14 protein-coding genes and 1 pseudogene are annotated in these 14,644 nt (G+C 70.4%); 3 read left to right on the forward strand and 12 right to left on the reverse strand.

From position 1 onward, the window contains the following. Window positions 1-11: 11 nt before the first annotated feature. A complete protein-coding gene (locus ACIQMX_RS08585; protein WP_187285139.1) occupies window positions 12-173 on the reverse strand; it encodes a hypothetical protein in 162 nt (53 codons plus the stop codon). 84 nt (window positions 174-257) lie between these two features. Further along, window positions 258-410: a hypothetical protein gene (locus tag ACIQMX_RS08590; RefSeq protein ID WP_219571512.1), complete on the reverse strand. Its 153-nt coding sequence runs from the start codon at window positions 408-410 to the stop codon at window positions 258-260. Between the two features lie 110 nt (window positions 411-520). Here ACIQMX_RS08590 and ACIQMX_RS08595 point away from each other — a divergent pair, with 110 nt between their 5' ends. Next, window positions 521-1,702, forward strand: a complete 1,182-nt coding sequence (locus ACIQMX_RS08595) for a M48 family metallopeptidase (RefSeq protein WP_402475912.1) — start codon at window positions 521-523, stop codon at window positions 1,700-1,702. Here ACIQMX_RS08595 and ACIQMX_RS08600 read toward each other — a convergent pair. From ACIQMX_RS08600 to proB, 6 genes and pseudogenes are all read right to left on the reverse strand, one after another. Beyond that, a complete protein-coding gene (locus ACIQMX_RS08600; RefSeq protein ID WP_402475914.1) occupies window positions 1,626-2,753 on the reverse strand; it encodes a hypothetical protein in 1,128 nt (375 codons plus the stop codon). The two genes, ACIQMX_RS08595 and ACIQMX_RS08600, sit on opposite strands and share 77 nt — an antisense overlap. A 222-nt stretch (window positions 2,754-2,975) precedes the next feature. After that, a pseudogene (locus ACIQMX_RS08605) lies at window positions 2,976-3,080 on the reverse strand (transposase); the annotation flags it as partial. A gap of 209 nt (window positions 3,081-3,289) precedes the next feature. Next, window positions 3,290-3,874: a hypothetical protein gene (locus ACIQMX_RS08610; RefSeq protein ID WP_363065919.1), complete on the reverse strand. Its 585-nt coding sequence runs from the start codon at window positions 3,872-3,874 to the stop codon at window positions 3,290-3,292. Window positions 3,875-3,940: 66 nt separating this feature from the next. Beyond that, the gene (locus ACIQMX_RS08615) at window positions 3,941-5,224 is read right to left on the reverse strand and encodes a glutamate-5-semialdehyde dehydrogenase (RefSeq protein WP_402475915.1); all 1,284 of its coding nucleotides are present in this window, start codon (window positions 5,222-5,224) and stop codon (window positions 3,941-3,943) included. 79 nt (window positions 5,225-5,303) lie between these two features. After that, window positions 5,304-5,801, reverse strand: a complete 498-nt coding sequence (locus ACIQMX_RS08620) for a hypothetical protein (RefSeq protein ID WP_363065915.1) — start codon at window positions 5,799-5,801, stop codon at window positions 5,304-5,306. Window positions 5,802-5,942: 141 nt separating this feature from the next. Further along, window positions 5,943-7,070, reverse strand: coding sequence for a glutamate 5-kinase (gene proB, locus ACIQMX_RS08625; protein WP_363065913.1), 1,128 nt, complete (start codon window positions 7,068-7,070; stop codon window positions 5,943-5,945). 197 nt (window positions 7,071-7,267) lie between these two features. Between proB and rfbC the strand changes: the two genes are divergently transcribed. Further along, a complete protein-coding gene (gene rfbC, locus ACIQMX_RS08630) occupies window positions 7,268-7,891 on the forward strand; it encodes a dTDP-4-dehydrorhamnose 3,5-epimerase (protein ID WP_402475917.1) in 624 nt (207 codons plus the stop codon). Here rfbC and rfbD read toward each other — a convergent pair. The 4 genes from rfbD to galE form a co-directional block, all read right to left on the reverse strand. Further along, window positions 7,872-8,741 carry a dTDP-4-dehydrorhamnose reductase gene (gene rfbD / locus ACIQMX_RS08635; protein ID WP_402476489.1) on the reverse strand — a complete coding sequence of 290 codons (870 nt, stop codon included), beginning with the start codon at window positions 8,739-8,741 and terminating at the stop codon, window positions 7,872-7,874. The genes rfbC and rfbD overlap by 20 nt on opposite strands. A 32-nt stretch (window positions 8,742-8,773) precedes the next feature. Further along, a complete protein-coding gene (gene rfbB / locus ACIQMX_RS08640; RefSeq protein ID WP_363065909.1) occupies window positions 8,774-9,760 on the reverse strand; it encodes a dTDP-glucose 4,6-dehydratase in 987 nt (328 codons plus the stop codon). Then, window positions 9,757-10,827 carry a glucose-1-phosphate thymidylyltransferase gene (locus tag ACIQMX_RS08645; RefSeq protein ID WP_363065907.1) on the reverse strand — a complete coding sequence of 357 codons (1,071 nt, stop codon included), beginning with the start codon at window positions 10,825-10,827 and terminating at the stop codon, window positions 9,757-9,759. The genes rfbB and ACIQMX_RS08645 overlap by 4 nt, the downstream gene beginning before the upstream one ends. Before the next feature lie 282 nt (window positions 10,828-11,109). Further along, complete coding sequence (galE, locus tag ACIQMX_RS08650; RefSeq protein WP_402475920.1) at window positions 11,110-12,081, reverse strand: UDP-glucose 4-epimerase GalE; 972 nt, start codon at window positions 12,079-12,081, stop codon at window positions 11,110-11,112. Between the two features lie 322 nt (window positions 12,082-12,403). Between galE and ACIQMX_RS08655 the strand changes: the two genes are divergently transcribed. Then, complete coding sequence (locus tag ACIQMX_RS08655; RefSeq protein WP_402475921.1) at window positions 12,404-14,635, forward strand: CDP-glycerol glycerophosphotransferase family protein; 2,232 nt, start codon at window positions 12,404-12,406, stop codon at window positions 14,633-14,635. Window positions 14,636-14,644 lie beyond the last annotated feature (9 nt).

The raw sequence follows: 14,644 nt of genomic DNA on the forward strand, positions 1-14,644 counted from the left end.
ACGCCTCGGCCTCAGCGGTCGCGGTTGAAGCGCGTGGTGATCCACAGAAGGAGGAGAAGCGCGACAAACGCACCGCCACCGGTGAGGAGCGGGCTGAGACTTTCGTGGTTTCCACCGTGCTCGCCCTCGGCGGCGACGGTGACCAGCTGGTGTGCGGTGCTCGTGAGGCTCATCTTCGGCAGGACCTATCGATCGGGAGTCGGAGGGAAGACGTCGCGGACATCGTATGCGGGTGCCCCGGGCACGCTCACGCCGACTCAGTCGTTGTTGTCGTCGTTGCGGTATCCGCGCAGCAGGAACCAGGCGAGCAGGGCCGCTCCGACGAGCGAGGCGATCAGCACGATGCGGATCGTGTTGCCCGGCCCCTGGTCCTCGGATGCGGCAGCGAGCAGAGCAACGGTGTGCGGCATGTCGGGCGTCTCCTCAGTTATCCACAGCCCCCCGCACACCGTAGCCCCAGCACCTACGCTGGGATTTGTCAGGGGGCGAGCGACGTCTCGGACGAACAGGGGGCCCACTCATGACCGACGGCAGCCACGAGAGCCATGGCCAGGTGCCTAGCAGGCAGCGCAGGCGATTCCCCGGGATCTCCTCCCGGGCGTACGAACACCCGGCGGACCGCTCGGCCCTGGTGGCGCTGCGCAAGCTGAGCGGTTTCGACACCGTCTTCAAGGCACTGAGCGGACTGCTGCCGGAGCGCAGTCTGCGACTGCTCTTCCTGTCGGACTCCGTCCGGGTGAGCGACGCGCAGTTCAGCCATCTCAACGACATGCTGCGGGACGCCTGTTACCTCCTGGACCTGGAGAAGGTCCCGCCGATGTACGTCAGCCAGAATCCGCAGCCCAACGCCATGTGCATCGGTCTGGACGAGCCCATCATCGTGGTGACGACGGGCCTGGTCGAGCTGCTCGACGAGGAGGAGATGCGGGCGGTCGTCGGCCATGAGGTGGGCCATGCCCTCTCCGGTCATGCCGTGTACCGCACGATCCTGCTCTTCCTCACCAATCTCGCCCTCAAGGTGGCCTGGATCCCCCTCGGCAACGTCGCGATCACGGCGATCGTCACTGCGCTGCGCGAGTGGTTCCGCAAGTCCGAGCTGTCCGCCGACCGTGCCGGGCTGCTGGTCGGCCAGGACCTCCAGGCCTCGATGCGCGGGCTGATGAAGATCGCCGGCGGCAACCACCTCCACGAGATGAACGTGGACGCGTTCCTCGCCCAGGCCGACGAGTACGAGAAGGCCGGCGATCTGCGCGATTCCGTCCTCAAGATCCTCAACGTGCTCCCCCGTTCGCACCCGTTCACCACCGTGCGCGCTGCCGAGCTGAAGAAGTGGTCCGAGACCCGCGACTACCAGCGGATCATGGACGGCCACTACCCGAGGCGTGACGAGGACAAGGACACCTCGGTGACGGACGCGTTCAAGGAGTCCGCCTCGCACTACGCCGATTCGGTGCGCAGCAGCAAGGACCCGCTGATGAAGCTGGTCGGCGACATAGCGGGCGGCGCCGGAGACCTGGGCGGCAAGCTCCGCGACAAGTTCACCGGAGCGGGCGGCAGCGGCAAGGGCGCCGGGGCTTCCGGGGCTTCCGGGGCTTCCGGGGCTTCCGGGGCTTCCGGGGGCGAGGCTACGGGCGGTTCGCAGGAGTCCCGGAGGCCTGAGGGCCCCGAGGATCCGTCCGGTCCGGGGACGGCGGGGAGCTGATCTCCAGGGTCCCGCACAGCCCTCCGGTGGGCCGGCCCGTCGCGTACGGGTCGGTGCCCGCCGGACCGCGGGGCACCGCCCTCTCTCCCGCGAGCAGCGGCCGCAGGGCGCCGGTGGTGTCGTCCGCGCAGGACTGCGGTCCGGCCTGGACGTAGCTGGTCCGCACCTCCAGCCGGTGCAGTCGCAGATCGTCCCGGTCGAACCGGAAGCGCATCTCCCGCCGTACGGTGAACAGCGAGGCACCCCCCACCCGTTGGGGACCGGAGACGGCCGGGCGGAGCACATAGGCGAACGTGTGGTCCGACACCACCTCCAGGGCGTCGGCCCCCGTCTCGGAGTACCGCAGGGTGCCCCGGACCCGGATCTCCGGATCGGGGGTGACCTGGGCCGGGTCGAATCGCACCAGCCAGCCGGTCGCCGCATGCTGACCGTCGTCGAGCGGAGCGTCCATGCTCCGCTCGAACTGCTCCATCTGGTCCGGGTCCAGCAGCGCCTCCACGGGCCGTACCGCGTTGCCTCCGAGTACGTCGAGGTCGAGCGAGGAGGCCACCAGATAGTCCTTGACCGTGGCCAGCGCGGCGTACACCTGATTGTCGGAGAAGCTGTCCGTCCGCCGGGTCACCGGGAGGCTGATGCCCGCGGCCCCTTTCGGGAACGAGGCGGCGGGGCTGCTCGCGAAGAGGTCGGCCGCGGTGCCGGCGGGCACGGCTCCGCGCGGGGCCAGCGGGACGACGGTCATCCGCATCGGCTCGGCCCGCCTGCTGACGGGGTTCGGGTAGGGGTGGCGGAAGCCCATGAAGACGGCGGTGCCGAAAGCCAGGGCGATCAGGACGACCAGGGCGAGCGCGGCGCGTGAACCGTTGCGGACGGCCCGGCCCGGCAGGCTCCGGACGGCACGGGCGTGCTCGCCCATGCGCTCCTGGGCGGAGAACTCCTGCAGCCGGGCAGCCCGGACGAAGGACTCGTCGAAGACGAGCGAGCGGTACTCGTCCTCGCTGCCGCTCGCACCGTTCTCCGACGGGCCTTCGGGTGGATCTCCGCGGTCTGCCATGACTTCTCCCGACTCCACGCCACCGACCGGGGCCGAAACGGTGCGCCCTTCCGGCCGGAAGGCTCCGGACAGGGTCTGGCCGTGATGCGCAGGCATGCACGGACAAGTGAGAAGCCCCCTCTTCGAACGGGTGAGGGGTCATGTCTTCAGCGTAATCCAGCGAGGAACCCCGGGCTTCGGCCCCGGGAGGAATCACTTCTCCGGAATGCTCCGACATGCGGGTTACGTGGGACGTTTCTGTTGCTCGGTGTACTCCTTGATGACGGACAACGGTGCGCCGCCACAGCTCGCTGCGAAGTGCGAGGGTGACCAGAAATGTGCGCCCCGAGGAGCCAACCCAGCAGCCAGCTGGGCGCTACCTCCAAGCCCGGTCCTTCAAGACCGGGCCAAGTTGACAGTAGGTCGATTACGGCGGACGCGGTGACGGGCGGGAACTGCCGCAGGGTCCCCCGGCCGGGCAGATCCGGCCGACGGGAGCTTCGGCGCAGTCCCGGAGGCCGGGCCCCGCGGGCAGTCCGGCGGGCGCTTCGGCGGGGTCAGGGGGTGCGGGGGACGGCGGAGACCATCGGGCGGGTGTAGCCGTCCGCGGCGGACGGGGCCGCTGTGGGCCCGGGCGCGCTGTCCACGCCGCTCGTCGCCGGTGGCGGAACCTGGTCCTGGCGGTCGCCCGAGGCGTTGCGGAAGACGGCGCTGAAGGCCAGCGCGACCATGCCGATGCCCATCAGCAGCGCGAGCAGCCAGGCCACCGGCCGGTGCCAGCGGGCGGCCCCCCGGTACGGGCGCAGCGCGCCGCCGTGACGCCCGTAGGGGCCGCTGAGGTAGTCGTCGTCCTCGTCCAGCGGGTCGTAACCGGGCCCGTAGGTGCCGCCCGGCCCGTAGCCGTCGTCGTAGAGATCGTCGTCCAGCGGGCCACCGCCGGCCCGGGCCCGGAACGCGTCGGCCTCGGCTCGTGCCTCGGCAGCGGCCAACAGCCGCTCGACCGCAGTCGGTTCATGGAACTCGGCTGCCCGGACGAAGTCCTCGTCGAACACCACGGAGGCGAAGTCCTCGTCCGCGCCCCCGCGGTCGTCGTCGGGCTCCCAGCCGTTCGGGAACGGCCTGCCCCCCACGTCGTCCGGCACGGCTTCAGCCTAGACCCGCGGGATGGTTTTGGGCAGGGAGACGGCACATTCGCCGTATCACTCCGCTCACCTCACATGGCCGTCGCCGGTCACGATGTACTTCGTGGACGTCAGCTCCGGGAGCCCCATCGGGCCCCTGGCGTGCAGCTTCTGGGTGGAGATGCCGATCTCCGCGCCGAAGCCGAACTGGCCGCCGTCCGTGAACCGCGTGGAGGCGTTCACGGCCACCGTCGTCGAATCCACCAACTGGGTGAAACGGCGTGCCGCGGCCTGCGAGGTCGTCACGATCGCCTCGGTGTGGCCGGAGGACCAGAGCCGGATGTGCGCCACGGCCGCGTCCAACGACTCCACGACGGCCGCCGCGATGTCGTACGAGAGGTACTCGGTCTCCCAGTCCTCCGCCGTCGCCGCCACCACGGTGGCCTTGGTGCCCTCGGCGTACTCCAGGACCCGCTCGTCGCCGTGCACGGTCACGCCGGCCTCGGCGAGGGCCTCCAGGGCCCGCGGCAGGAACGCGTCGGCGACGTCCTGGTGGACCAGCAGCGTCTCCGCGGCGTTGCAGACGCTCGGACGCTGCGCCTTGGAGTTGACCAGGATGGCGACGGCCATGTCGAGGTCGGTCTGCGCGTCCACGTACACATGGCAGTTGCCGGTACCGGTCTCGATCACCGGGACGGTGGACTCCTCGACGACCGTGCGGATCAGCGAGGCGCCGCCGCGCGGGATGAGCACGTCGACCAGGCCGCGCGCCCGCATGAGCTCGCGCACGGAGTCACGGTTCTCGCCCGGCACCAGCTGGACCGCGTCGGCCGGCAGGCCGGAGCCGCCGACCGCGTCACGCAGCACCCGGACGAGTGCGCTGTTGGAGGCGTAGGCGGAGGACGAACCGCGCAGCAGCACGGCGTTGCCCGACTTCAGGCAGAGCGCCGCGGCGTCCACCGTCACGTTGGGCCGCGCCTCGTAGATGATCCCGACGACGCCGAGGGGCACCCGGACCTGGCGCAGATCAATGCCGTTGGGCAGGGTCGAGCCGCGTACCACCTCGCCGACGGGGTCGGGCAGCACGGCCACGTCCCGCACATCGGCCGCGATGGCCCGGATCCGCTCGGGGGTGAGGGTGAGCCGGTCGACGACCGACTCGCTGGTCCCGGCCTCGCGGGCGCGCGCCACGTCCTCGGCGTTGGCCGCGAGGATGTCGCTGGTCCGCACTTCGAGCGCGTCCGCGATCGCCAGCAGCGCGTCGTCCTTCGCCGCCCGCGGAAGTGGCGCGATGTCGGCGGCGGCGGAGCGGGCCCGGTAGGCGGCCTGGGCGACCGGGGACATGTTGTCGTACGGCGAAAGCGTGGTCATGCCCGCAGGGTAGTGCGCACGCTGCGGGCATCTGTCACGTATCCCGTGATGCGAGACGGCTGTCCGGGGGACGTCCGGGTCAGTACGGGTGCACGCCGACCGGGGCGGCAGGCGGCGGCCCGTACCCCTCGGCGACACGCTGGTGGTACGTCTCGCGGTCGATGACCTCCAGGCCGACGATCTCCCAGGGGGGCAGCCCCGCACTGGATCGGTGCTCACCCCACAGACGCAGGGCCACCGCCGCCGCGTCGTGCAGGTCGCGGGCCTCTTCCCAGTAGCGCACCTCCGCGTGATCGTTGGCATAGCGGCTGGTCAGCAGGAAGGGGTGGTCGTGCGCGAGCTGTTCGAGGCCGCGTCTGACCTCCTTCAGCGGAATCTCGGTACCGGAGACACAGAGCGTGATGTGCCACAGCTTCGACTGGGCGCGTTCCTGGCCGGCCGGCGCCGTTTCCGGACCGGTCCGTTCGTCTCTCCGATCCGCGGGCCTGCTTCCGTCGAAGCCGATCCCTGCTCCGACGCTGGTCAGGGCGCGGCCACCCGTTCCTCGGGGCGGCGCCCCCGGGCGCGCTCGTCTCACCGGCGGCCTCCTGTGAATGTGTTGCCGTGCTGGACCCCGCAGTGTCCCTGCTACAAAGTGGACCAGTCCGCGGCCCGGCTTGGGGCGGTTTTCGTGAAGGTCTCTGCCCGAAGGCTGGACTTTCAGCCGTTTCAGGGGGCGTCAGGCGTCGAGGACGACAAGATCGTCCCTGTGTACGACCTCGCGTTCGTACGCGGGGCCGAGTTCGCGGGCCAGGTCGCGGGTGGAGCGTCCGAGAAGCTGCGGGATCTCCTTGGCGTCGAAGTTGACGAGGCCGCGGGCGACCGGCCGTCCCCGCAGATCGCGCAGTTCCACCGGGTCACCCGCGGTGAACTCGCCCTCGACCGCGGCGATCCCGGCCGGCAGCAGGGAGCTGTGGCGCTCCACGACCGCCTGCACCGCCCCGTCGTCCAGCGTCAGCGAACCCTGCGGGGTGGAGGCGTGGGCGAGCCACAGCAGCCGGTCCGCCGAGCGGCGGCCGGTGCGGTGGAAGTAGGTGCCCGTGTCGCGGCCGGCCAGCGCGTCGGCCGCGTGGCTCGCCGAGGTCAGGACGACCGGGACGCCCGCCGCGGTGGCGATCCGGGCGGCCTCGACCTTGGTGACCATGCCGCCGGTACCCACACCCGCCTTGCCCGCGCTCCCGATGCTGACCCCGGCCAGATCGGCGGGGCCGGTGACCTCGGTGACGCGGGTGGTACCGGGGATGCTCGGATCGCCGTCGTACAGCCCGTCCACGTCGGAGAGCAGGATCAGCAGATCGGCGCGGACGAGATGGGCGACGAGCGCGGCGAGCCGGTCGTTGTCGCCGAAGCGGATCTCGTCGGTGGCGACGGTGTCGTTCTCGTTGACGATCGGCAGCGCGCCCATGTCCAGGAGCTGGTCCAGGGTGCGGTAGGCGTTGCGGTAGTGGGCGCGGCGGCTGGTGTCGTTGCTGGTGAGGAGGACCTGGCCGACGCGGACTCCGTAGCGGGCGAAGGAGGCGGTGTAGCGGGCGACGAGCAGTCCCTGGCCGACGCTGGCCGCGGCCTGCTGCCTGGCCAGGTCCTTGGGCCTGCGGTGCAGTCCGAGGGGGGCGAGTCCGGCCGCGATGGCGCCGCTGGAGACGAGGACGACCTCGCGCTCGCCGCCGCTGCGCACCTTGGCGAGCACGTCGACGAGTGCGTCGACCCGGTCGGCGTCGAGGCCTCCCGCGGCGGTGGTGAGGGAGGAGGAACCGACCTTGACGACGATCCTGCGGGCCTCCGTGACGCCCTGCCTGGCCCCTGACACGTGCATCCCCCATGGTTCGCCTCGCTGGACCCCGCAATCTACGCGAGCACGGCGGACGGCGCCTTCGTGTTCCGCACCGTGGACCCCGCTTCGTCCGGATCCGTACCGTTGCGTATCCGTTCCCACCACGACTCGTTGCAGGGGTGTCGGCTCCACCGCCGCAGACCCGGCGAATTCCAGGAACAGGACGTGATCGCATGCGCCAGCTCTCCCTCCCCGGGGCCTGGGTGCACGAGCCCGAGGTCATCCCCGACTCCCGCGGGAGCTTTCACGAGTGGTTCAGGGCCTCGGATCTCGGGGAGGCCGCGGGCCATCGGCTGGGGCTCGCGCAGGCCAACTTCTCCACGTCCCGCCGGGGCACGCTGCGCGGGATCCACTTCGCCGACGTGCCGCCGGGCCAGGCGAAGTACGTGAAGTGCGTGCGGGGCGCGGTGCTCGACGTGATCGTGGACGTCCGGGCCGGCTCGCCCACGTACGGGCGGTGGGAGGCGGTCCGTCTCGACGACGCCGATCACCGGGCGGTCTACATCGCCGAGGGGCTCGGCCACGCTTTCATGGCGCTCACGGACGACGCGGGCGTCCTCTACCTCTGTTCCGAGGGCTATGCGCCCGGGCGCGAGCGCGGCATCGATCCGCTCGATCCGGAGCTGGGCATCGAGTGGCCCGCGGACGTCGTGCCGCTGCTGTCCGGGAAGGACGCCGCGGCGCCGTCGCTCGCCGAGGCGGGTCAGCTGGGGCTGCTTCCCTCGTACGCGGAGTGCGAGGCGTACTACGCGCGACTGCGGGCGGGTGAACCCGCGCTCAGCCCGGCCGGCCGCTGATGAGGGGGCGTTCCGCGGCGAGCAGGGCCGGGAACGCCTCGTCCAGGGCGGCGCGCCAGTCCCGGATGGGCTCGATCCCGGCGGCGGCGAACCGGTGGTGGGCGAGCACGCTGTACGCGGGCCGGGGCGCGGGGCGGGGGTAGGCGGCACTGGTGGTGGGCCGGACCCGGGCCGGGTCCGCGCCGAGCAGCCGGAAGATCTCCCGGGTGAAGCCGTACCAGGTCGTCTCACCGGCGCTGGTGCCGTGGTAGACGCCCGCCGGGGCCGTGCCGTCGAGCGCGGCCTGTCCGAGCCGGACCAGCCGCCCGGCCAGGTCGACGGTCCAGGTGGGCTGTCCGCGCTGGTCGTCCACCACGTCGAGGGTGTCCTTGACTCCCTCCAGCCGGATCATCGTGCGGACGAAGTTGGCGCCGCCCGCACCGTAGAGCCAGGCGGTGCGCACGACGAAGCCGGTGTCGGGGAGGGTCTCCAGCACGGCGCGTTCGCCGGCGAGCTTGGTGCGTCCGTAGGCGCTGCGCGGGGCGGTGGGGGCGTCCTCGGGGTACGGGAGGGTGCCGTCCCCGGCGAACACGTAGTCGGTGGAGACGTGGAGCAGGACGGCCCCGTGCTCCCGGCAGGCCTCCGCCAGGACCGCGGGGCCGGTGCCGTTGATCCGCAGGGCCGCGTCCTCGTGACTCTCGGCGTCGTCGACGGCGGTCCAGGCCGCGCAGTTGACCACGACGGCGGGCCGGTGGGTGGCGAACACGGCGCGGACGCGGCCGGGATCGGCGATGTCCAGGGCCGTGCGGTCGGCGGCGACGGCGGCGACGTCCTCGTGGGCGAGCGCGGTCATGAGGTCCCGGCCGAGCATGCCTGCGGCCCCGGTGACCAGCCAGCGAGGGCTCACAGGGCGGCCCTCTCCTTGAGCGGCTCCCACCAGGAGCGGTTCTCCCGGTACCACCGCACGGTCTCGGCGAGCCCGGCGCGGAAGTCCTTGCGGGGCTCGTAACCGAGCTCCTCGCGGATTCTGGTGCAGTCGACGGAGTAGCGGCGGTCGTGGCCCTTGCGGTCCTCGACGTGGATGACGTCGGTGTCCCAGTCGGCGTCGCACGCCTGGAGGAGCAGTCCGGTGAGCTCCTTGTTGGAGAGTTCGGTGCCGCCGCCGATGTTGTAGACCTCGCCGGCCCGGCCCTTGGTGCGGACGAGCTCGATGCCCTGGACGTGGTCGTCGATGTGCAGCCAGTCACGGACGTGGGCGCCGTCGCCGTACAGCGGGACCGGCCGGCCGTCGAGCAGGTTGGTGACGAAGAGCGGGATGACCTTCTCGGGGAAGTGGTGGTGCCCGTAGTTGTTGGAGCAGCGGGTCACCCGCACGTCGAGTCCGTGGGTGCGGTGGTAGGACAGCGCGATCAGGTCGCTGGAGGCCTTGGAGGCGGAGTACGGGGAGTTGGGCGCGAGCGGTTCGCTCTCGGTCCAGGAACCCTCGTCGATCGATCCGTAGACCTCGTCGGTGGAGATGTGGACGAAGGTCCGGACGCCCGCCAGATGCGCGGCGTGGACGAGGGTGTGGGTGCCCACGACGTTCGTACGCACGAACTCGGCGCCGCCGTCGATGGAGCGGTCCACATGCGATTCGGCGGCGAAGTGCACCACCTGGTCGTGTCCGGCCATGAGGGCGCCGACCAGCTCCGCGTCGCAGATGTCGCCCTGGACGAACGAGAATCCCGGGTGGCCGCGCACGGCGTCGAGGTTGGCCGGATTGCCCGCGTACGTGAGCTTGTCGAGCACGGTGACGGCGATGTCGCCGGGGCCGTCCGGGCCCAGCAGCGTACGGACGTAGTGGGAGCCGATGAAGCCGGCGCCGCCGGTCACCAGGAGGTGGGTCGTCATGAGGAGATCTGCACCTTGCTGTGGTCGCCGAGGACGAGTCGGTGGGCGGAGGGGCTCCGGGGTGCGGGGGTCACCTCGACCTCGTGGCCGATGAGGGAGGCCTCGACGCGGCGGACACCGTCGATCGAGGCGCCGCGCAGGACGATGGAGTACTCGATCTCGCTGTCCTCGATCCGGCAGTCATGGGCGACCGAGGTGAACGGTCCGACGTAGGCGTCGCTGATCACCGAGCGGGCGCCGATGATGGCGGGGCCGACGATCCGGCTGCGGGTGACCCTGGCTCCCGGCTCGATCCGGACCCGGCCGATGATCTCGCTCTCGTCGTCGACGTGTGCGCCGCGGGTGCAGGGCTCGACGGTCTCCAGCACGGTGCGGTTGACCTCCAGCATGTCGGTGACGTTGCCGGTGTCCTTCCAGTATCCGCGGATCGTGGTGGAACGGACGTCGCGCTCCTGGTCGATCAGCCACTGGATGGCGTGGGTGATCTCCAGTTCGCCGCGCCAGGACGGGCGGATGGAGCGGACGGCCTCGTGGATGACCCCGGTGAAGAGGTAGACGCCGACGAGCGCCAGATCGCTCTTCGGTTCCTTCGGCTTCTCCTCCAGGGCCACGACCCTGCCGTCCCCGTCGAGTTCGGCGACACCGAAAGCGGTCGGGTCGGGCACCCGGGTCAGCAGGATCTGGGCGTCGGGCCGGTCCGCGCGGAACCCCTCGACCAGCCCGGCGATCCCGCCCACGATGAAGTTGTCGCCGAGGTACATGACGAAGTCGTCGTCACCGAGGAAGCGCTGGGCGATCAGGACCGCGTGGGCGAGGCCGAGCGGTTCGGACTGCGGAATGTAGGTGACGTCGATGCCGAACCGGGATCCGTCGCCGACCGCCGCCCTGATCTCCTCCTCGGTATCGCCCACGATGATGCCGACCTCGGTGATGCCGGCTTCCGCGATGGCTTCGAGTCCGTAGAACAGCACCGGTTTGTTCGCCACCGGGACCAGTTGTTTGGCCGAGGTATGCGTGATGGGACGGAGCCGGGTGCCTGCCCCACCGGAAAGTACGAGAGCCTTCACTGATCTGCCCCACGATGAGTCGGCGGTCCTGTCGCAGCTGCGACCTATCGGGCGACCTTAGTCAGATCCGTCCGCCCATCCGCGGCGAAACAGGTCCACCGACCCGCTTACCGACTCGTCCGGAGGAAAAGCGGCGGTCCCCCGTAACCATTCCGCTCCGTTTCGCTTCCGCCGACGCGATCAATACGTCACACAGTCGCGTGACATCGAACTCGATATCGAATTATCGGGATCTCGCCCGTCTCCGGCCCCCGCGAGTCCGCCTTGGTCCGAACGAGAGGCCTACGGGTGGCGCAGGCGCCAGCCCTGCCAGGCGGACTCGATCATCTCGTCGACGCCGTACCGGGCCGACCAGCCCAGCTCCGCCCGGATCCGGTCCGCGCCCGCGACCACACGTGCCGGGTCACCGGCGCGGCGGGCGGCCACCTCGGGGGCGATGTCCCCGTGGTCCGTCGCCTTGAGGATGCGTTCGACCATCTCGCGCACCGAGCTGCCCTCGCCGCGGCCGATGTTCAGCGTGAGGTCCGTGCCGGGCTCGGCCCCCTCCAGCCGCTGTGCGGCGGCGAGGTGGGCGGAGGCGATGTCCTCGACGTGGATGTAGTCGCGGACGCACGTGCCGTCGGGCGTCGCGTAGTCGTCGCCGAAGATCCGCGGGCCCTCGCCGGCCTCCAGGCGCTCGAAGACCATCGGGATGAGGTTGAACACGCCCGCGTCGGCGAGCTCGGGCGAGGCCGCACCGGCGACGTTGAAGTAGCGCAGGGACGCGCAGCGCAGTCCGTGCGCCCGGGCGGCGGCGTGGATCAGCCATTCGCCGACGAGCTTGGTCTCCCCGTACGGGCTCATCGGCGCGCACGGCGTGTCCTCGGTGACGAGGTCCACGTCGGGCATCCCGTAGACGGCGGCCGACGAGGAGAACACCAGCCGGTCGACTCCCGCGGCGACCATGCTCTCCAGCAGCACCTCCAGACCGGTCACGTTCTCCCGGTAGTAATGGAGGGGGCGCTCGACGGACTCGCCGACCTGCTTCTTGCCTGCGACATGCACCACACCCGTCACGGTGTGGTCACGGATCGCGGTGTCCAGGGCCTGCCGGTCCAGCACGCTGCCGGTGACCAGGGGCACACCGTCGGGCACGCTCCCGGCGTTCCCCGTGGAGAGGTCGTCGTACACGACCACCCGCAGTCCGCCGGCGAGCATCGCCCGCACGACGTGCGCGCCTATGTATCCGGCCCCGCCCGTAACCATCCAGGTCATTCTGTGCGTCTCTCCCTCTGTACGCGGCGCTGTCGTGCGCGCTCCGCCGACAGGTTCACCTTACGTGCACGCAAAATCGAATCAGACAAATAGCCCTCAACCGTATTATCGTGCGACATGAAGCTGTGCATGGGGTGACGCCCGGGGAACACCGCGGGCGAAGCCGGACAGTCCCGGATGAAGCCGGGGCAAACGCAAGGCCACGGCGGGTGGATGTCGATCAATTACGCTGTTCAGGTGCTCAGGCCCTCCCCCACGATTCCGCGGAGTGAATCGGCGCCTGGACACAGACCCTGCAGACAGCTCTCTGGACTGGTGAAGGATGCCTCGACTGACACTCATCGTGCCTGCGTACAACGTGCAGGGGTATGTTCGGGAGTGCCTCGACTCCGTGCTGCAGCAGGACTTCACCGACTTCGAGGTCGTCGCCGTGGACGACTGCTCGCCGGACGGCTCCGGCGCCATTCTGGACGAGTACGCGGAGCGCGACCCCCGGGTGCGAGTGCTCCATCTGACGGAGAACGTGGGGCTGGGCCGCGCCCGTAACGCCGGGATGGAAGAGGCGACCGGCGACTATCTGCTCTTCCTCGACAGCGACGACACCCTGGCGCCCGGCTCGCTGAGCGGCATCGCCGGACGCCTCGACGCGACCGACGACCCCGACGTCCTGGTCTACGACTACGCACTCAGCTACTGGGACGGCCGGCTGCTGCCCGGCCGGCGGGCGGATCTCCTCGGCGGCGCCGAGCCCGCGGTGTTCCCCCTGTCGGAGCGGCCCGCGCTGCTCGATCTGCTGCAGATCGTCTGGAACAAGGCCTACCGTCGCGACTTCGTCGAGGCGCACGGGTTCCGCTTCTCGTCCGGGTTCTACGAGGACGCGCCCTGGACGTACACCACGCTGGTCACCGCGGAGAGCATCGCGCTGCTCGACCGCGTCTGCGTGCTCTACCGGCAGCGCCGGGAGGGCGGGAACATACTCAATACCGTCAGCCGCAGCCATTTCGATGTATTCGATCAGTACGACCGCGTATTCACCTATCTGGATGAACATCCGGAATACGATTCCTGGCGTCCTGCGCTTTTCCGCAAGATGGTCGACCAATACCTCACGGTGCTGGATAAGCCGGGCCGCCTTCCCAAGAACGCGCGGGCCGAATTCTTTCACCGCGCGGCCGCCGACTACAACCGCCGGCTGCCCGAGGGATTCGAACGCCCGGGCGGTGCCCGCGGCTACCAGTACGCGATGCTCGGCAGGGACTCCTATCCGGCGCTGACCGGTGTCACCCGGGCGAACCAGGTGCGGACCAGGGCCCGGGCGCGCAACACCCGGCGCATCGGCCGGGCCAAGCGGGCCGCGATGCGGATGATCTACCAGTCCCAGCTGCGGCTGCCGCTGGACGAGAACCTCGCGGTCTTCTCCGCCTACTGGGGCCGCGGCTACGCGTGCAACCCCGCGGCCATCGACGCCGAGCTGGCCCGGCTCGCCCCGCACATCCGCCGGGTCTGGACGGTGCGCGCCGAGCACGTGAGCCGGGTGCCCAAGGGTGTCGAGGTGGCCGTCGTCGGCTCCCGCGAGTACTGGACGGCGCTGGCCCGCGGCACGTACTTCATCAACAACGTGAACTTCGCGGACTCGCTGATCAAGCGCGAGGGCCAGATCCACCTGCAGACCCATCACGGCACCCCGCTGAAGACGATGGGCCTCGACCAGGCCGACTACCCGGCCTCCACCAACATGGACATGGCGGACCTGCTGAGGCGCTGCGACCGCTGGGACTACAGCCTCACGTCGAACCGCCACTCCACCACCGTGTGGGAGCGGGTCTATCCGTGTTCCTACACCTCGCTGGAGACCGGCTACCCGCGCAACGACGTCCTGGTCAACGCCGGGGCCGAAGAGGTCAGGCGGGCCCGCCGCGAGCTCGGTGCGGCGGACGGTTCCACCGTCTTCCTGTACACGCCGACCCACCGCGAGTACCAGAAGGAGTTCTCGCCCCGGATCGACCTCGCGAAGCTCGCCGAGGAGCTGGGGCCCGACGTCACCCTGCTGGTGCGCGGCCACTACTTCTACAAGCCCACCGGCAAGCTCGCCGAGCTCCAGGCCAGCGGCCGGGTGATCGACGTCTCCGCACACCCGTGCGTGGAGGAGCTCTACCTCGCGGCCGACGCCATGATCACCGACTACTCGTCGGCCATGTTCGACTACGCCAACCTCGACCGGCCGATCGTGATCTTCGCGGACGACTGGGAGACGTACAAGGTCGTGCGGGGCACCTACTTCGACCTGATGGCCGAGCCCCCCGGGGCCGTGGCCACCAGCCAGGCACAGCTCACCGATATCCTCCGCTCCGACGAGTGGCGCGGCGAGGAGTCCGCGGCCTGCCGGGCCGCGTTCCGCAAGCGCTTCTGCGACTTCGACGACGGCCGTGCGGCCGAACGTGTCGTCCGTACCGTCTTCCTGAACGAGGAAGACGTCCTTCCCGTCGTCCCGCTGGCCGCACGCAAGCCGGCACCATCCCCTGCCCAGGCGCTCGAACTGGTCGAGCGGGTCTGACCCGAAAGG

The sequence above is a fragment of the Streptomyces sp. NPDC091416 genome, assembly GCF_044756845.1.
Taxonomy (GTDB): Bacteria; Actinomycetota; Actinomycetes; order Streptomycetales; family Streptomycetaceae; genus Streptomyces.